Origin of the sequence: Acetobacter sp., from assembly GCF_022483985.1 — a bacterium.
Lineage (GTDB): Bacteria > Pseudomonadota > Alphaproteobacteria > Acetobacterales > Acetobacteraceae > Acetobacter.
Genome location: NZ_JAKVME010000001.1, coordinates 486,080 through 506,648, shown reverse-complemented (window position 1 = coordinate 506,648; position 20,569 = coordinate 486,080). Strand labels below are relative to the sequence as shown.

General features: G+C 58.1%; 12 protein-coding genes. 5 read left to right on the top strand and 7 right to left on the bottom strand.

The annotated features are described in order from the left end of the window. Nucleotides 1-6 precede the first annotated feature (6 nt). Nucleotides 7-615 (top strand): YceI family protein, encoded by a 609-nt coding sequence (locus LKE90_RS02185; RefSeq protein ID WP_291491197.1) that lies wholly within the window; start codon nucleotides 7-9, stop codon nucleotides 613-615. Between the two features lie 194 nt (nucleotides 616-809). Here the strand turns inward: LKE90_RS02185 and LKE90_RS02180 are convergent, their stop codons facing one another. Both LKE90_RS02180 and LKE90_RS02175 read right to left on the bottom strand, forming a co-directional pair. After that, nucleotides 810-2,243, bottom strand: coding sequence for an APC family permease (locus LKE90_RS02180; protein ID WP_291491196.1), 1,434 nt, complete (start codon nucleotides 2,241-2,243; stop codon nucleotides 810-812). Continuing rightward, the gene (locus LKE90_RS02175) at nucleotides 2,240-3,043 is read right to left on the bottom strand and encodes a carbon-nitrogen hydrolase family protein (RefSeq protein ID WP_291491194.1); all 804 of its coding nucleotides are present in this window, start codon (nucleotides 3,041-3,043) and stop codon (nucleotides 2,240-2,242) included. Before LKE90_RS02175 ends, LKE90_RS02180 begins: the two co-directional genes overlap by 4 nt. 185 nt (nucleotides 3,044-3,228) lie before the next feature. Here LKE90_RS02175 and LKE90_RS02170 point away from each other — a divergent pair, with 185 nt between their 5' ends. Together LKE90_RS02170 and LKE90_RS02165 are read left to right on the top strand one after the other, a co-directional pair. Then, complete coding sequence (locus tag LKE90_RS02170) at nucleotides 3,229-4,032, top strand: SDR family NAD(P)-dependent oxidoreductase (RefSeq protein WP_291491193.1); 804 nt, start codon at nucleotides 3,229-3,231, stop codon at nucleotides 4,030-4,032. A 366-nt stretch (nucleotides 4,033-4,398) separates the two neighbouring features. After that, nucleotides 4,399-6,717: a TonB-dependent receptor gene (locus LKE90_RS02165; RefSeq protein ID WP_291491192.1), complete on the top strand. Its 2,319-nt coding sequence runs from the start codon at nucleotides 4,399-4,401 to the stop codon at nucleotides 6,715-6,717. A gap of 111 nt (nucleotides 6,718-6,828) precedes the next feature. Here LKE90_RS02165 and mfd read toward each other — a convergent pair whose 3' ends face one another. Both mfd and LKE90_RS02155 read right to left on the bottom strand, forming a co-directional pair. Continuing rightward, nucleotides 6,829-10,314 carry a transcription-repair coupling factor gene (gene mfd, locus LKE90_RS02160; protein WP_291491191.1) on the bottom strand — a complete coding sequence of 1,162 codons (3,486 nt, stop codon included), beginning with the start codon at nucleotides 10,312-10,314 and terminating at the stop codon, nucleotides 6,829-6,831. Between the two features lie 32 nt (nucleotides 10,315-10,346). Next, the gene (locus LKE90_RS02155; protein WP_291491190.1) at nucleotides 10,347-10,667 is read right to left on the bottom strand and encodes a succinate dehydrogenase assembly factor 2; all 321 of its coding nucleotides are present in this window, start codon (nucleotides 10,665-10,667) and stop codon (nucleotides 10,347-10,349) included. Nucleotides 10,668-10,783: 116 nt separating this feature from the next. Between LKE90_RS02155 and recG the strand changes: the two genes are divergently transcribed. Then, on the top strand, nucleotides 10,784-12,910 hold the full coding sequence (recG, locus tag LKE90_RS02150; RefSeq protein ID WP_291491189.1) for an ATP-dependent DNA helicase RecG: 2,127 nt from the start codon (nucleotides 10,784-10,786) through the stop codon (nucleotides 12,908-12,910). Between the two features lie 147 nt (nucleotides 12,911-13,057). Next, complete coding sequence (locus LKE90_RS02145) at nucleotides 13,058-14,722, top strand: GGDEF domain-containing phosphodiesterase (RefSeq protein WP_291491188.1); 1,665 nt, start codon at nucleotides 13,058-13,060, stop codon at nucleotides 14,720-14,722. 54 nt (nucleotides 14,723-14,776) lie between these two features. On the opposite strand, the gene LKE90_RS02140 is transcribed toward LKE90_RS02145, so the two are convergent. The 3 genes from LKE90_RS02140 to LKE90_RS02130 form a co-directional block, all read right to left on the bottom strand. Beyond that, nucleotides 14,777-14,944, bottom strand: a complete 168-nt coding sequence (locus tag LKE90_RS02140) for a hypothetical protein (protein WP_291491186.1) — start codon at nucleotides 14,942-14,944, stop codon at nucleotides 14,777-14,779. Between the two features lie 179 nt (nucleotides 14,945-15,123). Further along, nucleotides 15,124-17,337, bottom strand: coding sequence for an excinuclease ABC subunit UvrB (gene uvrB, locus LKE90_RS02135; RefSeq protein ID WP_291491285.1), 2,214 nt, complete (start codon nucleotides 17,335-17,337; stop codon nucleotides 15,124-15,126). 107 nt (nucleotides 17,338-17,444) lie between these two features. Further along, nucleotides 17,445-20,240 (bottom strand): Rne/Rng family ribonuclease, encoded by a 2,796-nt coding sequence (locus tag LKE90_RS02130; protein WP_291491185.1) that lies wholly within the window; start codon nucleotides 20,238-20,240, stop codon nucleotides 17,445-17,447. Nucleotides 20,241-20,569: the final 329 nt, after the last annotated feature.

Sequence of the window (20,569 nt, the reverse complement as noted above, 5' to 3'; positions counted from 1 at the left end):
AGACCTATGAAGAAAAGAACATTCCTCTCCTCCTCGCTTGCCGCTTTCGGCCTGATCGCCACGCTTGGAACGGCTGTGGCCGCACCGCTGCCGGCTGACATCAAGTCTGGCAACTATGTCATTGAACCGACCCACACACAGATCGGCTTCTCCCTGCTGCATTTCGGTTTCACCAATTATAACGGCCTGTTTTCTGACGCTTCCGGCACGCTGAAATTCAATCCCAAGCATCTGGACAAAACCAAGCTTGATGTGTCCCTGAAAATCGACAGTGTTCAGACAACAAGCGCACGTCTCACCGATGAGCTGAAAAGCGCAGACTGGTTTGATGCAACACAGTTCCCAACAGCAACCTTCGTTTCCACCACGGTCACCCAGACGGGTGAAGGCGAAGCTGATATTGCCGGAAACCTGACCATCCACGGCGTCACCAAGCCTGCCACGCTCCACGCCCGCTTCATCGGTTCGGGTGTCAATCCGATGGACAAGGCCTACACAATCGGTTTTGAAGGCACGACGACTGTGAAGCGCAGTGACTTCGGCGTCAGCAAATACGTGCCGATGGTTGGTGACGACGTCACCCTGACCATCGCAGGCGCTTTCGAAAAGAAATAAGCTTCATGCAGGGAAGCCGGATACGAGACCGTATCCGGCTTCTTTCAACAGACGATCACGATATCAGCGTATCTGAAAAATCCTTTTTCATAAGTTGAAAAAGCTGAACCGGTCCTCAACCGGTTTTTCCGTACACCTGACTGCTGGCGCGGCACCACGCCGCTGAATAAGTCCCAAACAGTCCGCTGTCCGCTTCAGACCCCCTGCCCCTGCGGCATCCGCCCCGAAATATTGGGTCTGCGTGCGCCGAGGCACCATCCTCCCAGAAGGGCGACAAAGGGCATCACAGCCAGAAATGTACTGATCCCCATGGAAAGCCCCGTAATGGTCGTGAAGTTATCGAGGATGATAAACAGCACGCTTGCCAGAACGAAAACGGAAAGAACGGGGCACCAGTTTGTTTGCAGACTACCGACCTGCTTCAGACGGCTGTTCCTGAAAAATGCAACAACGGCGACAGATGTCAGAATCATCAGCAGCACGATGCCGACTGTCGAGATACCGGCCATCGAACCGAAAACCGTCACCAGAGGATCGGCACCTGACAATGCGGCAACTCCGACCAGCAGAATTGCGGTAACAGTCTGAACCAGTGAAGAACTGTGCGGTGAAAAGTGACGGACGTGAGTCTGCGCCAGAAAAGCGGGCAGTATCCCTTCGCGACCGAGAACAAGCTGGTATCGGGCTATGATGTTGTGAAATGACAGCAGACAGGCGAACAGGCTGGTCAGCAGCAGCACTTCCATGACATTGCGCATGCTGGCGCCAACATAGCGACCAGCCGTGTCGAGAACCATATTGCCGCCGTCTGCCAGATATTTCCGGGCGACAGCCGTGACGGCGTCCGTTCCCCAAGCCTCAATCAGACACCAGCAGGAAAAAGCGTAAAACACTCCAATGATCGCGACTGCGCCATAAGTCGCACGGGGAATGGTCCGCTCGGGATCACGCGCCTCATCCCGGAAAATCGCGGTCGCTTCGAAACCCAGAAACCCCGTAATGGCGAACAGAAGCGCCACGGCAAACGGCCCCATCGGCTCGGCAGGCTGTGTCGTCACCGGAACCGGAACGGGAGAGGGGTGCATCATGATCGCGGTGTTCATGACGACCACGACACCAATTTCCAGAATCAGCGCAATACCGAGCACACGTGAACTGAGTTCGATATGCCGGTAGCCGAGCGTGCCCACGACAGCCAGCACACCAAAGGCATACAGCCACCAGGGAAGATGGGGGCCGCCCCAATCCTTGACAGCATCATCAACCGCCCAGCCGAAAAACCCGTATACGCCGACCTGAATGGCCGTATAGGTCAGCAGGGCGACGAACGCACCGCCACAGCCAGCGCCTTTTCCGAGCCCCTCACGGATGTAGGAAAAAAACGCGCCCGCCTCTTTCATGAAAGGCGTCATGGCGACGAAACCAATGGAAAACAGCAGCAGGACCAGAGCGGCGGCGACAAATCCTGTCCACGCATAGGGACCATTTCCCTGTGCAATGGCGAGCGGCACGTTGCCGCTGACCACAGTCAGGGGCGCCGCAGCCGCGACGACCATGAAGATGATTTCCGCGACACCCAGATTGCCGGAAAGGCGACCTTGCGGTGAAGAGAGGTCTGTTTTCTTCATGCTCTTTCCTTTCGTGTGTCGGAAACCAAAGATCCGTAGGCGGATGGCCGCCTGTCTTCCAGATAGGGATTTTCACGCTGGGCTCTGGCGACCAGACCGGGCTCCACATCCGCGACAATCAGACCATCGCCATGCTCGATACGCGCCAGAACAGAGGCGTCTGGCGCCACGATCTGGCTGTTGCCCACATAGCGGGTATTTCCTTCCCGACCGTCGTGATTGATGTAGGCGAGGTAAATCTGGTTTTCCCATGCCCGCGCCCGGATCACTTCACGGGCGACAAAGGTGAAAGGCTCCATCTGCGCCGTCGGCACGATGAGAAGTTCACAGCCGGCCAGCGCCGTCGCCCGCACATATTCAGGAAATTCCACGTCATAACAGATCATTGCGGCCATTCTTACGCCCATGAAGGATACTGTTTCGGGATTGGCGTCTCCCGGCAGGAAAAAATGGCGGTCCAGTTCACCAAACAGATGCTGTTTGCGGTAACGAAGCATTTCGCACCCGTCCCGGTCCATCATGACTGCGCTGTTATAGAGACCTTCCTCCGTGCTTTCCGCGAAACCGACAAGAATTGCGAGGCCACGACGCACGGCTATATCCCTGACGGCAGGGAGCGGGTTTTCCTTGGCGAGTTCGAATAGACGCTCACCAATATCATAACCTGTTACGAACAGTTCAGGGGTGACGAGCAGATCGGCGCCAAGAGCAGCCGCTTCCTCCGCCATTCGGTCCAGTTCCCGCAGATTGGCTGCCACATCACCGGGCGTTCCCGCTGTCTGAAGTCCGGCAACCCGCATTCACGCACCCTTTTCCTTGCGACCCTGAAACGATCCTATACGAAAGCGAAACGAACGTGCAATGACTTCAGCAGGCATGTCGCGCACAGACGCATCAGGCAGCCACTCGGAGATTTTTCCGGGCAACCCTCGCTCTCTTCACGCATTGATCCCTCAAGCCGGATGCAATGTCAGGGAGCCTCTTCATGTCCTCTTCCCCTTACGAAAAACAGTTCGAGAACAGAAAAGTGTTCGTAAGTGGCGGCACTCAGGGCATAGGTGAGGCCATTGCACGGGCTTTCGCACGGCAGGGTGCCCGCGTCGCCGTCAATGGGCGCAACCGGGACAAACTGGCGGCATTCCTCCCTACCCTACCCGCCGTCACCTCCGGACCTCACCTCTCCTGTCCGGCCGATGTCGCCAGCGAAGAAGAGGTGATCAGCGCCATCGACAGGGTTTTTCGTGAATTTGGCGGCCTTGATGTTCTGGTCTGTAACGCAGGAATACTCTCGGAATCTCCTTCCGAAGACGTGACACATGATGACTTCATGAACGTCATGAACGTCAATGTGACAGGCGTGATGTTCTGTGTGCGTGAGGTGCTCAAACGCTGGCTGAACACAGGCTTCAGAGGCAGCATCGTCATCAATAGCTCGGTTCACCAGATTATTCCAAAACCTGCTTTTCTGGCCTACTCCGCCAGCAAGGGGGCGGTCGGCAACATGATCAGGACATGGGGGCTCGAATACGCATCGCGCGGTATCAGGATCAACGGCGTTGCTCCGGGAGCCATCATCACCCCCATGAATGACGCATGGGTCAACGATCCCGGCAAATACAGGGCGGTCTCGTCACACATTCCCATGAAACGACCGGGAAAAGCTGATGAGATTGCCGAACCCGTCCTGTTTCTGGCTTCTGAAAAAGCGTCCTACATTACGGGACAGACACTGTATGTTGATGGCGGCCTGACCTTATATGCTGATTTCGCTGAAAACTGGAGTTCATGAAGCAGTGATCCGCGGCGACAGGACCCAGATCACGGCACAGCTCCGGATCGAAGCTTCAGGGGCCGCTCATCCGTAACCATTGACCGGGAGCAGAATGCATAAATCCGGAAACCCTTCCGAGATTTAAATACAGATTTCAAAAGCCTTCTTTTATGTTGCAATAAAGCAACGTTTTTATTCTTCTTGAAAATCCGCCTTCTGGAAAAGGTTTCATGTGCTGGTAATGGGAACATGAAAATGCTTTCATCCACAGAGACCAGAACGATCCCGTAACAACTCACGGATACCGAATCTAAAAAATAACTAAAAACCAAGACGTTTCAGGAAGACAACATGAAAAATTGTATACGAAAGCGCCATGGCTATATGCTTTCCACTGCTTTTTCCGAAGCAGTCCGGACCAAAGGACGTCTGTATACGATAACCTGTCTGGCAGGCGTTTTCTCCACGTCGGCCCTCCTCCCTGAAGCGCACGCCGCATCGACCGCCAGACACCACAGAACTGCGAAAAGCCCGCAAACCATTGCATCTTCTCATGTCAATCAGAAGACCGTTGGGGCTCACACGCCGCCAACAGCCTACGCGAAAGGCCCGGAGGAGATAAAGGTCACCAGATCGCGGCAGGCTCTGAATGGCGGCGGCGGCATGATGCGGGTCGAAACAGCGCCCCACGCCGTACAGACCGTCACAAAACAATTCATCAGCATGCGTTCGCCAACCAGCACGGCTCTGGATCTGGTCAAGAACCTCCCCAGCCTGAGTGTCTCGACACCCGACACCAGCGGCATGCAGGGCGGCATGATTCAGGTACGTGGCCTGACGGATCTCGACATGGCCCTGATGATCGATGGCGCTCCGGCTGCTGCGGCCAAATATATGAGCGAGAACCTCGATTCCGAAAATCTGGAGATGATCAACGTCACCCCCGGCAGTTCGGCAACGGCGCTTCCAGCGATGTCCGCGGCGGGAGGCGTTCTTGAGGAGCGCACACATACGGCCGCCCAGAAATTCGGCGGCATGGTGGATTTCTCTTACGGCACCAACAATCTCTCACGGCAGTTCATTCGTCTTGAATCCGGCGAGATCGGCAATACCGGCGTGCGGAGCTATGTGTCGCTCTCGAACAGTCATAGCCGTAGCTGGATGGGTTCCGGAATCAATGAGCGCCGCCACATTGATTTCGGCCTTCAGAAAGACTGGAAGAACGGCTCCAACGCCAAGCTGTTTCTTTCATGGAACTATGCCAATTTTACAATCGACAACTACCCGACTGAACAGGAATTTCTTCGTTACAGGAAAACTGGCGAAGGCTGGGGACGCTCTGACCAGTCTTCCAGCGTTAACTACTGGAAAAACAGCCGTGATCACTGGAACCAGATTTTTCTGACCGCCCCGGTGCATATTGTCCTTCCAGCGAAGTTCTCGTTCGATCTTCAACCCTATTTCAGTTTTGGTCAGGGCTGGGATGCGTCTCCCGGTGGCTATGACAGCGCAGGACAGAATCTGACAAACTTCTTCCTCCAGAACGCGACCAAACAGGTCGGTGCCGTGGCAAAGCTGAACTACGACATTGATCGCCACAACCATATCACCGGTGGTTACTGGTATGAGAACGACTATACCGATCAGTCCTACCCCAGCGGTCTGACCAATGCAGACGGCACGCCTCCCTCTCCCTGGGCTCTCTACAAGACGACTGCGCCTTACGGGCAGAATGCCGGCTACGAAATTCATGGATTGTTTGTAGAGGAAACAGCCAAATATTTTCAGGATCGCCTGACCATTCATGGCGGCTTCAAGTTCGTGATGGTCAATTCCTGGACGTCAGATCCCTATGATCGTTACAGCAGAAACACGACCGAACCGCTTCCGCAGCTTTCGATCGGTTACAAAATCAATGATCACAACCAGATCTATATCAATGCCGAGGGGGACTATCGCCAGCCGAGCGCCGTTGACATGGGCTGGCTGCCGACCAGTCCGAATTTTCTTAAAAACCAGTACTCCATCAAGGAAGAACTGGGATACCGCTATCATGATGAATACATCATCGCTGATGTCGCGCTCTTCAATTACAATGTCACAAACCGTATCGTGAACCAGTATGTCGGCATGAACAGTTTTCTGCCGTTCTCGATTGGAAGCCAGACCATGCGCGGCTTTGACGTCATGGTTTCCGGACGTCCCATCTACGGTTTCAGCCCTTATGCCTCCGTCGAATATCTGCACGCGACACAGGACAGCAACGTACTTGATCCCTATACGAGCACCATGATCCATTCACAGGGCTCGCAGGCCGTCCTGTCACCGCATGTCGTGGCCAATTTTGGCCTGACCTATACCTACAAAGGATTTTTCGCGAACGGAACAGTGCATTATACCGGTCCGCAATCCGTCAGCGTCGCTGGCGACCAGCGCATTCCCGGGTATGTAACCGACACGCTTTCTCTGGGTTATCATTTTCCATCGTTCATGTTCGCAAAATCACCGACATTCCGCCTGAACTTTACAAACCTGACCGGTTCCATCGTCAGGACGGGGGCAATGGGAGTCGTCTACAGGGCTAGCGACGCCAACACCCATCCGGTCTGGAGCGGCAACGCCGCGCCTTCCACCGGGTATGGCAATTCTTTCATGGTCGAACCCCGGTTCAGCATGACAGGCACGATTTCCACATCATTCTGAGACCGGCAAATGGCGGCTTTTGCCGCCATGATCATCTGGACCAGCCTTCACGACACCTCATGTCTTTCAGGCAGATAGCAAAAGAAAATCCGCTTTTCTGAAGTTTCTGCCCTACCCTTCAACCTTCGCCGCCAGCTTCGCCAATACAGCCGTCACTTTCTGCGCCAGACCCACGCGCTGCGCGTTGAGCAATTCGCGCACAATGGACAGTTTCTGATCCGGACGAACCCGAATCTGGCCGTCCGTCCATTTCGCCATCCAGCGGATCAACCCATCAGGATTGGCGAAATGATTACCGCGGAACTGGATCACCATCCCCTTCGGCCCGGCTTCCACCCGCTCGACACCGGCGGTGCGGCAGGATCGCTTGATCGCCACCACGTTCAGGAGATTTTTAAGCTCAGGCGGCACGGCACCAAAACGATCGACCAGTTCAGCTTCCATCGCTTCATCCTCAGCGGCGGAAGCCAGCGAAGCGATCCGGCGATACAGGCTGAGCCTGACAGGAAGATCAGTGACATAATTCTCAGGAATGAGGACCGGCAGACCCAGAACGATGTTCGGTGTCCAGTCACGGTCCTCCCGTTTCGCCTTGCCCTTTTCAGCCCGCAAGTCCGCCACCGCGTCCTGCAACATCTGCTGATAAAGCTCGATCCCAACTTCACGGATATGACCGGACTGTTCATCGCCAAGCAGATTACCCGCACCGCGCAGGTCAAGGTCATGCGAGGCCAGCGTAAAGCCAGCCCCCAGCGTATCGAGCGTCTGCATGATCTCCAGCCGCTTCTGGGCGGCGGCGGACAGCAGATGCGTCTGCGGCCATGTCAGATAGGCGTAGCCACGCTGCTTGCCCCGTCCGACACGCCCACGAAGCTGGTAAAGCTGTCCCAGCCCGAACATATCGGCGCGATGGATGATGAGCGTATTGACGGACGGCATATCCAGTCCGCTCTCCACGATATTGGTGGAAAGCAGAATATCGTATTTGCCATCAGCGAATTCCGTCATCACGCGCTCAAGTTCGGTCGGTGACAACTGGCCATGCGCCTGAATGACTTTTGCATCAGGCACGATATCAGCCAGACGCTCGGCCAGACGGTTTAAATCCTCGACACGCGGCGCAACACAGAAAATCTGCCCGCCACGGAAACGCTCTCGCTGGATCGCCTCGCGGATCACAACACTATCGAAGGGCATGATGAACGTGCGCACCGCCAGACGGTCGGTCGGCGGTGTGGCGATCAGGCTCATCTCGCGCACGCCGGAAAGGGAAAGCTGGAGTGTGCGCGGCAGCGGCGTGGCGGAGAGCGTCAGCACATGCACATCCTCGCGCAGCGCCTTCAGCTTTTCCTTATGATTGACGCCAAAATGCTGCTCCTCGTCGATAATCAGCAGGCCCAGATCAGCGAATTGCACGGTTTTGGCCAGCAGGGCATGCGTGCCGATCACGATATTCACCGTGCCGTCAGTAATACCTTTACGCACCTCGGTCGCCTGCTTGGCCGTAACCATGCGCGAAAGCTGAGCGACGTGAATCGGGAATCCTTCAAACCGGGTCTCGAACGTGCGGAAATGCTGACGGGCAAGCAGCGTGGTCGGCACCACCACCGCAACCTGTGTGCCGGACATCGCCGCGACGAACGCCGCACGCAGCGCCACCTCCGTCTTGCCGAACCCGACATCGCCGCAGACGAGGCGATCCATCGGACGTCCGGAGGCCATGTCTTCGATCACATCGGCAATGGCGCGGGCCTGATCGTCCGTTTCCACAAACGGGAAGCGGGCGCAGAATTCTTCCCACATCCCCTCCGGTGGGGCCAGCGAAGGCGCTTCACGCAGCGCACGCGCCGCCGCCGTGCGGATAAGAGCACCCGCCATATCGCGGATGCGCTCCTTCATCTTGGATTTGCGGGCCTGCCACGCAACACCGCCCAGCTTGTCTAGCGCAACACCGGCCTGATCCGAGCCGAAGCGACTCAGCAGTTCGATGTTCTCCACCGGCAGATAGAGCTTCTGGCCGCCGTCGTAGAGGAGCCGCAAACAGTCATGCGGTGCGACACCGACACTGACCGTCTCCAGCCCGTCATACCGTCCGATACCGTAATCCTGATGAACGACCAGATCGCCTTCGGTGATCTCACCTGCTTCGGAAATCAGCTCATCCGCGCGACGACGTTTGCGAGGCGGACGACCGATCCGCTCACCCAACAGATCCTGTTCGGAGACGATGGCGATGTCATCGCCGACAAAGCCACGGTCGATGCCGAAGATCAGCAGCCCGACCGGCCCCGCCTTCATCTTGCCCGCAGCGTCCCAACTATCAAAAGTCTCGACTGCTACGCGATGTTCCGTGAGAAGCGTCTTGATCCGCTCGCGGGAGCCCTTGGTCCAGGCGGCGACATAGCAACGACGCTTCGTCTGCGACCATTGCTGCGCGTAATCGGCGATCAGGTCGAAGACTTTCTCACGTTCGCCCTGCGGCGCCATCTTGGAGAACATGATGCCGGGACGGCCACCGGCATCGATCCCCTCCGCACCATCCGGCTTGGCGAAAGGGCTGAACTTCGTGACGGGGAAACGCGACAGAGCCGCGTCCCACCCTTTACGGTCGAGATACAGCAGATGCGGCGGCAGAGCGCGATAAGGAGTCTCGCCTTCACGCGGCGGCGTCTTTCGCGCCTCGTAATGGTCCTGCACCATTTCCATACGCGCGGTCAGGGATTCATCCGCCTGATGATCGAGCGAGATGGCCGGGTTTTTCAGGTAGTCGAATAGCGTTTCCATGTCCGCATGAAACAGCGGCAACCAGTGTTCGATCCCTGTATAGCGTCGCCCCTCGCTGACATGCTCATACAGCGAATCCGTTGCAGCAGCCTGCCCGAACTGATCACGCCATGCCGAGCGGAAACGCGAGATGCTGTCAGGGTCGAGTGAGAACTCTGACACAGGGCGGAGGGTCAGCCTGTCGGCCTTACCCGTCGAACGCTGGGTGCCGGGATCGAAATAGCGGATATTCTCGACCTCATCGCCGAACAGATCAAGCCGGACCGGTTCCGGCTGTCCCGCCGGAAACAGGTCGAAAATCCCGCCACGGGAGGCGAATTCGCCCGGCTCCATCACCGTGTCGGTGCGGGTGTAGCCGTTGGCGATCAGCAGTTCGATCAGAAAGGACTGGTCGAGACTTTCCCCCTGCGCCACTTCAAGCGACTGCCCCTCAAACGCCGAGCGCGGCGCGACACGCTGCATCAGAGCAGACGGTGTCGTCAGGACAATCCGGCCACCTTTCGCTTTCGCAGGCTCCAGCAGGCGGGTCAGAGTGGCGACACGCTCGGCGATCAGAACCGGATTGGGGGAAACACGGTCATACGGGAGACAGTCCCACGCGGGGAAACGCAGAACTTCAGTCTGCGCTCCCATATAGTCGAGCGCCTCGCCAAGCCGATTGAGCGCTGCGTCATCCTTGGCGACATGCAGCACGGGACCATTATGCTCACGCGCACGCTTGACCAGCAGAAGCGCATCAAAACCGTCCAGCGCACCCCATATCGTGGTCGCGGCTGTGCTGGCTGTCCGGTTAATGCGTGCGTCCGCGTCCATCAGAGAGAGGTCCATCAGTCAGAGAATAAGATTCAGTTTTCGCCGCGTTGCGTCCGGCAGTCCTTGATCATGGCCACCAGCATGGGCGTCTCACGCTCTTGCGGCAGCGGCAGACGCCCGAACAGCCAGTCCGACAGATCGGGATCGGGCATTTCCAGCACGGCTTCCATATCAGTGAGGGCTGCCGCATCCATTTTGTGCACGTTCCGATCGACAAAGCCGCCGATCAGAATGTCGGTCTCGAAGGTGCCGCGATGACGCGCACGAAAGACGAGACGCCGCCGCCGCGTCTCAAGATCGGGTTCGGAACCCTGCGTTGTTTCCGGGGCTGATACGGTTTCGTTTTGTTCCATGGCTGTGGTGTCCTATAGCCTCATGACTGATGCCTGTCAGCCCGACAAGAAAGGCCGTTGCGCCGCCCGTGTCCAGACCAGTTCGCCCGCAGCCCTCCTCACGGGCGGGTGAGGTCATGCCTGCCCCGCAAGAAACGGAGGCAGCGCAGCCGCCTGCCTGCATCGCACCGCTTCTGGAACCTCTGACAGCCCTCCCCGGCATTGGCGAGGCGACGGTCAAGCTGTTGTCCCGGGTTTCTGGCGGTAGCCGGATCATTGATCTGCTATTCCTGATGCCGGAAAATGTCATCGACCGGCGCTGTCGCTCAACGATCGCAGCCCTTGATCCCGGCCAGATCGTGACCCTGACGGGAACCGTGACGCGGATATCCGAGCCTGCTCACAGGCGGCAGCCATGGACCGTCACACTCGCCGACGATACGGGCACACTCGATATCGCCTTTTTTTCGAAATGGATGGCCAAACGCGCCGCTCTCCATGCCGTCATGCAGGTGTCCGGCCGCATTGAGCTTTTCAATGGCCGCAAGTTCATGAACACGCCCGACTATTTCGTCTCAGCCGACGATCATATTCCTCCGCTCGATCCCGTCTGGCCACTGACGGTGGGTCTGTTCGGCGGTCAGGTGCGGGCCGCGATGCGCCGCGCCTTTGCCCGCGTGCCCAATGATCTGCCTGAATGGCAGAATCCGGCTGTCGTGAAAAAGCGCAACTGGCCCGATTTCAGGACGGCGCTGCTCTGGACCCACTTTCCCGGCGACGTACCGGAATTTCAGGACGGCGAGACATGGCGGGAGAGCCGTCGCAAGGCACGGGAGCGGCTGGCGGCGGATGAACTGCTAGCCGACCAGATTGCCACGCTTCTGGCGCGAGAAGCCAACCGATCACGCCCCGGACGGGCGCTGAAAGGCGACGGTCATCTACGTCGGGAAGCCCTGTCACGCTTCGGCCATGTCCTGACCTCCGCCCAGTCGAAAGCGCTGAGGGAAATCGACATCGACCTTGCTGCTCCTCGCCGGATGGTGCGTCTGTTGCAGGGCGATGTTGGCGCGGGCAAGACGCTGGTGGCGCTTCTGGCGATGCTCCGGGCCGCCGAAGCTGGAGCGCAGGCGGCGATCATGGCTCCTACAGAAATCCTCGCCCGCCAGCATTTTACGACGTTCGAGCGTCTCTCGCCCGTTCCGGTCGTATTTCTCTCAGGCTCGGTGCGGGGCAAGGCGCGACGGGAAGCTCTTGCCGCCATTTCGGATGGATCCGCCTCTCTGATTGTGGGAACGCACGCCCTAGTTCAGGACGCCGTTCACTACCACGATCTGGCTCTGGCCGTGGTGGACGAACAGCACCGCTTCGGGGTCAGGCAACGCCTCACCCTCGGCGCCAAAGGCGAAGCCGTGGACATGCTGGTCATGACCGCCACCCCCATTCCCCGCACACTTCTTCTGGCACAGTGGGGCGAGATGGAGGTCAGCCGTCTGGACAGCAAGCCCGCCGGACGCAAGCCCATCCGGACCTCGGTTCACGGACCGGACTCCTTTGCCGGCGTGCTGGCCGGTCTGGAGCGGGCGCTGAAATCCGGAGCCAGAATTTTCTGGGTGTGTCCACTGGTCAGCGAAAGCGAGGCACTGGATATCGCCGCCGCCGAAGCCCGTCACATTGCGCTGGAACAGCAGTTCGGAGAGCGGTTCGGGGTGGGGCTGGCGCATGGACAGCAGGATATCGCCGTGCGTGAAGCCGCACTGACGGATTTCGCCGAGGGACGCACAAGACTGCTGGTGGCCACGACCGTCATCGAGGTGGGTGTGGATGTGCCGAGCGCCACCGTGATGGTGATCGAACACGCCGAGCGTTTCGGCCTCGCGCAATTGCACCAGCTACGTGGACGTGTGGGGCGTGGTGCGGCGGAGTCGTTCTGTCTGCTCCTGCATGGGAGCGAAATGGGACAGGTCGCCCGCCAGCGCCTCGGCCTTCTGCGGGAAACGGAAGACGGCTTCCTCATTGCCGATGAGGATTTCCGTATCCGTGGCGGCGGTGACGTAACCGGAAACCGCCAGTCAGGTCTTCCGGACTTCAGACTGGCTGATCCGGAGAATGGCGACATCGATATCGGCACGTTGCTCGTTCTTGCCCGCCAGACGGCGGAAACCCTATCCGGGCAGATGAAACGCCAGCATGATGTGCCGGAAAATATTCTCTGCCTTCTATCCTTGTTTAAAAAAAATAATTTTGCTTCCATTTTACAGGCATAACCTTCACGAGAGGATCGTCTAACTTTTGATTATTGTGTCATTAATTTTAGATTTACGGGCCTCTGCTATCACAGGGACCGATCAATACAGAGGCACACGGGGAGCCGTTCTTCCTTGTCAGCCTTATTTGAAAAGGCCGTGATTTCCATGAGCGACAACAAGGCAGACAAAAGCAGTCCCGATGTGTCCTGCAACGTGCTATGTCATCTCCTGCCGCAGCTTCTGCCTTGTGAGGCTGCCGTCATACTTGAAACGGGCTCAGTTCCCACAATCCTGAGCGTCAGCACGGACCATGACGCTGCTTTTACGGCGCCGTCCCTGATTGAGGCATTGACGCTGTCCGGAACGAGGCTATCCGCCGAAGGTGGGGTGGAAGCCGGTCTGTTTCCCGAGCCTCTCGATGGTTTCCGCTCATGGGCGAGCAAGCCCATTGGCTTCCGGGAGGGGCGCACCGTGCTGGTCGTCTGTCTGGACAGAAGCGCCGAACCTTTCCCCTCCCCGGCGCTGACCAGACTGGCGACGCTGACTGCCAACATCACACCCCCTGAAATCCGGAAAAAAGCTGGACATACCGGCAGGATATCCGATCTGACACGGTATCTCGACACGCGGATTTCGCCAGCAGAAATTTCCTCCACGACGCCTCTGGCGCTTCTCCGGCTTGACCTCGGCAAGATCAGCCCCATCAATGACCGGGACGGCTGGCCGACTTCCGATGCCCTCATCGACAGGGCTCACACGCTGATACGGGAATTTGTCCCGGCCCGCTGCTTTACTGTGCATCTGGGAGGAGGCAGCTTCGCCATCGTCCTTCCCATAGAGAAAGACGTGTCCGAAGCGGAAACGCTTGCAAGCGATCTCGTCAGACGCATGCAGGAAGATGTCGTGGCCCTCAAAGAGGGTTTCCCTTTCGAGCCCTATATCGGCTGGGCCTGCTATCCGTTCGACGCACCGGATACGCATACGCTGGTCAGCTTCGCCAATGCCGCGCTTGCCCGTATCCGGGGCCTTCGCGCCGGACCTCACATCAACAGGGTCGCTCCTGAGATCGCTCACGCCCATGCGGACGAGGTCGGCATGGAAAGCGACCTGAGGCAGGCGCTGATCGACAATGCCTTCACCCTGAACTGGCTTCCCGTTCTTGAGACCGGGACAGAGCACGTTGTCACGTTCGAGGCGCTTGTGCGCTGGAAAAGACCCAACCACGGCGATGTCGATCCTTCACAATTCCTCCGCTGCGCCGAACAGGCTGGGCTGATTGAAGATATCGACTCGTGGGTGCTGCACACTGCCTGCCATCAGGCCCAGAACTGGAAAGAACCGCTCGGACTGAGCGTGAACGTGTCCCCCTCATGGCTGGCGACGGAACGTGTCGCGACAACAATTCGGTCCGCTCTGGAGACAAGCGGTCTGGACCCTCACCGCCTGCAGATCGAATTTTCGGAGAAAAGCGACTTCGGCTCTCTCGACATCGCCCGAAAGGAACTGGCGAGAATCAGGGGAATGGGCGTCCGGCTTATTCTGGATGATTTTGGAACAGGCTTCGGCGCACTGGAACGCCTGACAAACTATCCTTTTGATCAGGTCAAGCTGGATCGTTCATTCGTGCGACGCGTCGGCGTCGACAGCCGGGTCGAGACGGTTCTTCGCTGCACGCTGTACATGATTCACGCCCTGAACATGACCTGCTGCGCGGAGGGTGTTGAAACCGAGGAACAGCTTGGCTTTCTGGAGGCGCATGGTTGCGAAGAAATTCAGGGCTATCTGATCGGACAACCGACATTGCGACAGCCTGACAGAAGAGCAGACTGACACGTCTCTTTCTGTAAAAGCCCAGTTATGCAGCGTCAGAGGCTGCTTTCTGTGTCAGATCAGCTCGATCAGCATGATCAGAAACGGCACGGCTCCCAGCACGACCCACGCACCCATGGCGCAGGTCGCGCAGACACGGGCGGTCTTTCGTCGGAAACGTTGGATGCCGGAAACCGTTGAAACCAGAACGTCGGATGTTTCCTGATTCATCGTGTGGTTCATGAGGAATTTTCCCCTTGTATCTGCCATCCGGCAACCCGAAGAAGCAAAGGCGAGTTTCTCACCCTACAGAACCCCTTGTTCAAGGCAAAATCAGGGCAGAAACCTCCATTTCCGTAAGGAAACTTTTCAAACATCGACGGGACATTGCCCCTGACCGACTGCTTATCAGGCAAACCCTTTCATTTCGTCTTGCCGCGTCCCCTCGCCCGTCCGCGTTTTTTCTCGGGATCATAGCCACCACCACCAGGGCCAAGCGGCACAGGTCCACTGTTTTTCCTGCTGCCTCCCGGTCTCTGACGAGGCGATGAAGGAGGGGGCGGTTCGATGCCCAGTTGCAGAGCTTCCAGCCGTTTGACTTCATCGCGCAGACGCGCCGCCGTCTCGAATTCGAGATCAGCCGCTGCCGCCCGCATCTTCTTCTCAAGCTCGGCAATCGTCTGGTCGAGATTTTTGCCGACAAACTCATCAGCCTCCGCCCCCTGGGTCGGCATGACCGTGACATAATCCTGCTCGAACACGGAGCCGACAATCGTGCCGATCTGCTTGCGGACCCCCTGCGGTGTAATCCCGTGTTCCGTATTCCAGAGAGACTGCTTTTCACGACGTCGCGCCGTCTCCTCGATCGCGTAACGCAGACTGTCAGTCATGCGGTCCGCATAGAGCAGCACGCGGCCATCAATATTACGGGCGGCACGACCGATCGTCTGGATCAGGGACGTTTTCGATCTCAGAAAACCTTCCTTGTCCGCATCAAGAATCGCAACGAGCGAACATTCGGGAATATCCAGCCCCTCACGCAGCAGATTGATCCCGATCAGCACATCGAACGCGCCAAGACGCAGATCGCGGATAATCTCGATCCGCTCAAGCGTATCAATGTCAGAGTGCAGATAACGGACCTTTATGCCTGCCTCATCCAGATATTCCGTCAGATCCTCGGCCATGCGCTTGGTCAGAACCGTGACAAGCACACGCCCGCCCTTGCCGATCGTCTCCCGGCACTCCGCCAGCAGATCATCAACCTGCCGCTCAACCGGACGTACCTCGGTCACAGGGTCAATCAGTCCGGTGGGACGAATGACCTGTTCGCTGAAAACACCTGCGGTTTTCTCCATCTCCCAGGGTCCGGGGGTCGCGCTGACAAAAAGCGTCTGGGGACGATAGGCTTCCCACTCCTCAAATTTCAGCGGTCGATTATCCAGACACGATGGAAGGCGGAACCCGAATTCTGCAAGAACGGATTTACGGGCATGATCGCCCCGTTCCATGCCGCCAATCTGCGGCACCGTGACGTGGCTTTCGTCCACAATCAGCAGGGCGTCTTCGGGCAGATATTCAAAAAGCGTCGGCGGGGGATCACCTGCCGCGCGGCCGGACAGATAGCGCGAGTAGTTTTCGATCCCCTTGCAGACACCTGTTGTTTCCAGCATTTCCAGATCAAAGGTCGTGCGCTGCTGTAAACGCTCGGCTTCCAGCAGCTTGCCTCCTTCAATGAACTTCGCGAGCTGCTGTTTCAGTTCCTGCTTGATGCTGACAATCGCCTGATTGAGTGTCGGACGCGGTGTAACGTAATGACTGTTGGCGTAGAGGCTGACCTCCTGAAGGTCGGCCGTCTTTTCACCAGTCAGAGGATCGAACTCGATGATCTGATCGATCTCGTCGCCAAACAGGGACACCCGCCAGGCACGGTCCTCGTTCTGGGAGGGAAAGATGTCGATACTCTCGCCCCGCACACGGAATGCACCCCGAGAAAACGCTGCATCATTGCGTCGATACTGAAGCTCCACCAGCCCCTTGATGAGCTTGTCGCGGTCGATTTCACCACCAACTTCCAGACGCACCACCATGCGGGAATAGGTCTCGACTGACCCGATACCGTAGATGCAGGACACCGAGGCCACGATGATGACATCGTTCCGCTCAAGCAGCGCCTGAGTGGCCGCATGACGCATCCGGTCGATCTGTTCGTTGATCTGGCTGTCTTTTTCTATGTACGTATCGGAGCGCGGCACATACGCTTCAGGCTGATAATAGTCGTAGTAACTGACGAAATATTCGACCGCATTGTTGGGGAAAAACTGCTTCATTTCTCCGTAGAGCTGGGCCGCCAGCGTCTTGTTCGGCGCGAGAATGAGCGTAGGCTTCTGCGTGGCTTCGATAACCTTGGCCATGGTGAAGGTTTTACCGGAACCAGTCACGCCGAGCAGAACCTGATCCCGCTGATTTTCCTGCACACCCGCCGACAGCTCACGGATCGCCGCTGGCTGATCACCAGCGGGTTCGTACTCCGACACCACCTCCATGCGGAAGCGCTTCTCTTTCGGAGACTGACGCTCAGGCTGAAACAGAAGCGCGGGATTTCCCTCAAGGGAGGAACGGGAACGAGTGGCCATTTCGTGAACATGGGCGTTCATCGTCCAACCCGCAAGAGACAGAAACGGGGACGGAAGCATCAGCCTCCGTCCCCGTTCGGACTACCTACGCTTCAGAAGAGCTGAGCCTAGCGACGCCACCAGCCTGTGCGGGGCTTTGCTGCAGGTGTGTCCCCATCAATGATCTGCGGTTCGACCACAACCGGCTTCCGATCGTTCCTGGGGGCCTCCTCCTTTGCAGCGGCAGAAGACCTGATAGCCTCAGCAGATTCAGCAGTCTGAACCCCCTCCGGGCTTCTCCGTGTCCGGCGACGGCCACGAGGAGCTGGCTTTTCCTCTGCTGTCGCCTCTGGTTCCGCTTCCTGCACAGGAGCAGACTCAGCCGCTTCCGTTTCAGTCTGCACATCCCGGACAGTGTCCACTGCGTTTCTGGAAGCGCCAGAACCCCGGCGTCCACGACTACGACGGCGTGCAGGGCGTGCATCCTGCACAGGCTCTTCACCCTCAACAGAGACAGCTTCAACCGCCACCACAACAGGGTCAGCCTCACCATGCTCTGTCCCGGCGACAGAAACCCGCTCATGCCGCTGGGTAACAGGCCTGGGAGCCACTTGCGGCTTTGGTTCGGACGATGCTTCGAAATCGACCTGATCCATAATGTCGAAGATATCGAAGCTGCCACCAAACGGATCGGCCGGTGTCGGACCACGCCAGCCGGAAGCAGCCGCTGTCTGGACCGGGTGATTCCTCTCTCTTCCCTGACGCTGCTCTGCCGGTGCACGCGCCTCGGCCTGAGGAAAATATGGCGTCTTGCGGGAATAACGGGTGCGGTTACGGCCCGGAACCAGATTTTCACCCGCCTCAGGAGCAGACCCCGCCCGGGTGTCCACGTAAGGATCTTCATCGGCGACAGGAAGCTCATCCGCGTTTTCAGACGTCACGCTTTCCGCGTTGCGCGTCTCAATGGCCCCTTCTTCCCGTGGTCCACGACGGCGACGGCGACGGCGACGGCGACGGCCGGTACCATCGTTCTCGCTGCGCTCTTCTTCCTGCGTCTCCGTACGATCACGGACTTCATCCAGCGCGCCGGGCGGCTCGTCACTGATGGCGATGACCTTTGTCCGCGTCTCCGCTGGTGTCGCTTCATCCTTTCTGGAAGAGGGATGACGGCTCGGTGAAGGAGCTTCATCCTCAACCGGAGCGGCAATCTCTGGCGTGTCGAAGCGGGCCGTCTGTGCGCGACGTCGTTCGATCCGAATCTGCGGCGCTGGCAGGGACTGATCCGCCGAGAAGATCACCCGCATCTTGTGACGGGTTTCAATGGCTGTCAGCCAGTCGCGCTTGTTGTTGAGGATGTAGAGTGCGATCTCACCCGCGACATACACGATGATTTCCGCCGAGCGGCGCTGGCCGCCCTCGTCCTCAACGGCGCGAAGCACATGGAGCGCCGAGCTTTCGATGCCGCGCACGATGCCTGTGCCCTGACAGTGCGGGCATGGCACGAAGGCGGATTCAGCGACGGAAGGACGCAGGCGCTGGCGAGACATTTCCAGCAACCCGAAGTGAGAGATTCCTCCCACCTGAATACGGGCGCGGTCATGGCGCAGGGCATCCTTCAGACGCCGCTCGACCTGAGCGTTATGGCGTCGGGATTCCATGTCGATAAAGTCGATGACAATCAGACCGGCGAGATCACGCAGACGAAGCTGACGCGCCACTTCATCAGCAGCCTCAAGGTTGGTCTTGACCGCCGTTTCTTCGATATTGCGCTCGCGAGTGGCGCGTCCCGAGTTTACGTCGATCGCGACCAGCGCTTCCGTCTGGTTGATGACCAGATAGCCGCCAGACCGGAGCTGGACCGTCGGGGACAGCATCCCGTCAAGCTGACCCTCGACCTGATAATGGCTGAAGAGCGGCTGACTGTCCTTGCGCCACAGCTTCACCCGCTGCGCGCTCTGCGGCATCAGCATGCGCATGAAGTCGCGGGCTGCCCGCCAGCCCGGCTCGCCATCGACGAGAATTTCGTCGATATCGCGGGTGTAGACGTCACGGATCGCCCGCTTGACGAGGCTGGCTTCCTCATAAATCAGGGCCGGAGCGACTGAGTTAAGGGTGTGCTCGCGGATCTCGTCCCACAGATGCAGCAGATACTCGCAGTCGCGCATCACTTCCGGACGGGGGCGTTGTCCGCCAGCCGTACGCACGATCATGGCCATGCCACGCGGCAGTTGCAGGTCGGCGATGATGTCCTTCAGACGCTTGCGATCAGCGACGGACGTGATCTTGCGGGATACACCGCCGCCGCGCAGGGCGTTCGGCATGAGCACGCAATAACGTCCGGCAAGGGAGACGTAGGTGGTCAGGGCCGCGCCTTTATTGCCGCGCTCTTCCTTGACGACCTGCACCAGCAGAACCTGTCGACGACGGATGACTTCCTGAATCTTGTAGCTGCGGAGGAAGCGGGCCATGCGCTTCTGCACCATAGCCTCTTCGCCGGTATCCGTCTCGCCGCCGACGAAATCAGGCGTCTGGTCGGATGAAGACTCTTCACCATTGTCTTCAGGGCTGGCGGCATCTTCGGACTGTTCGATATCGTCGGAAACAGACGCTTCATCAGCCAGATCGTCTTCCGCGGCCTCTTCTTCCTGAAGGGCCAGCAGTTTTTCCCGGTCAGCAACCGGAATCTGATAATAGTCAGGGTGAATTTCGCTGAAGGCGAGGAAACCGTGACGGTTTCCGCCATATTCTACGAAGGCCGCCTGAAGGCTGGGCTCTACGCGGATAACCTTGGCGAGGTAGATATTGCCCTTGAGCTGCTTGCGATTGGCAGCCTCGACATCGTAATCTTCAAGACGGTTTCCGTCCATCACAACGACGCGGGTTTCTTCCGCGTGCGTTGCATCTATCAGCATACGCTTGTTCATAAAAAAGGAAACTCCGGTGTCCCGGCGCTCGTCCAGACGGGCGCGGCCAACCAGATTGGAACAAACCAACATGGACATGGGCGCCGCGCGGGAGCGCTGCGGGCAAATCGACTATAGGATCGGGGATAACGGACGTGAGCGACTTTCGGGAGACAGTGATGCCGGCATGACAGTCCATCACTGGCAACGGGAATGGGGCATGAAGAGGACTCTTGCGCTCCCTGCCCTTCCCTTGTTCCGCCAGTGTGTCCAGACCTGCTCTCATCCGCCCTTGTCGATCAGTATAAATTAGGCCTGACCCAAAACGCAGCCGCTCCCTGAATGATGAA

Bases quoted from the DNA above. Each gene is read 5' to 3' on its own strand.
- LKE90_RS02185 (WP_291491197.1), top strand. From the start codon at position 7: ATGAAGAAAAGAACATTCCTCTCCTCCTCGCTTGCCGCTTTCGGCCTG.
- LKE90_RS02180 (WP_291491196.1), bottom strand. From the start codon at position 2,243: ATGAAGAAAACAGACCTCTCTTCACCGCAAGGTCGCCTTTCCGGCAAT.
- LKE90_RS02175 (WP_291491194.1), bottom strand. From the start codon at position 3,043: ATGCGGGTTGCCGGACTTCAGACAGCGGGAACGCCCGGTGATGTGGCA.
- LKE90_RS02170 (WP_291491193.1), top strand. From the start codon at position 3,229: ATGTCCTCTTCCCCTTACGAAAAACAGTTCGAGAACAGAAAAGTGTTC.
- LKE90_RS02165 (WP_291491192.1), top strand. From the start codon at position 4,399: ATGCTTTCCACTGCTTTTTCCGAAGCAGTCCGGACCAAAGGACGTCTG.
- mfd (WP_291491191.1), bottom strand. From the start codon at position 10,314: ATGGACGCGGACGCACGCATTAACCGGACAGCCAGCACAGCCGCGACC.
- LKE90_RS02155 (WP_291491190.1), bottom strand. From the start codon at position 10,667: ATGGAACAAAACGAAACCGTATCAGCCCCGGAAACAACGCAGGGTTCC.
- recG (WP_291491189.1), top strand. From the start codon at position 10,784: ATGCCTGCCCCGCAAGAAACGGAGGCAGCGCAGCCGCCTGCCTGCATC.
- LKE90_RS02145 (WP_291491188.1), top strand. From the start codon at position 13,058: ATGAGCGACAACAAGGCAGACAAAAGCAGTCCCGATGTGTCCTGCAAC.
- LKE90_RS02140 (WP_291491186.1), bottom strand. From the start codon at position 14,944: ATGAACCACACGATGAATCAGGAAACATCCGACGTTCTGGTTTCAACG.
- uvrB (WP_291491285.1), bottom strand. From the start codon at position 17,337: ATGGCCACTCGTTCCCGTTCCTCCCTTGAGGGAAATCCCGCGCTTCTG.
- LKE90_RS02130 (WP_291491185.1), bottom strand. From the start codon at position 20,240: ATGAACAAGCGTATGCTGATAGATGCAACGCACGCGGAAGAAACCCGC.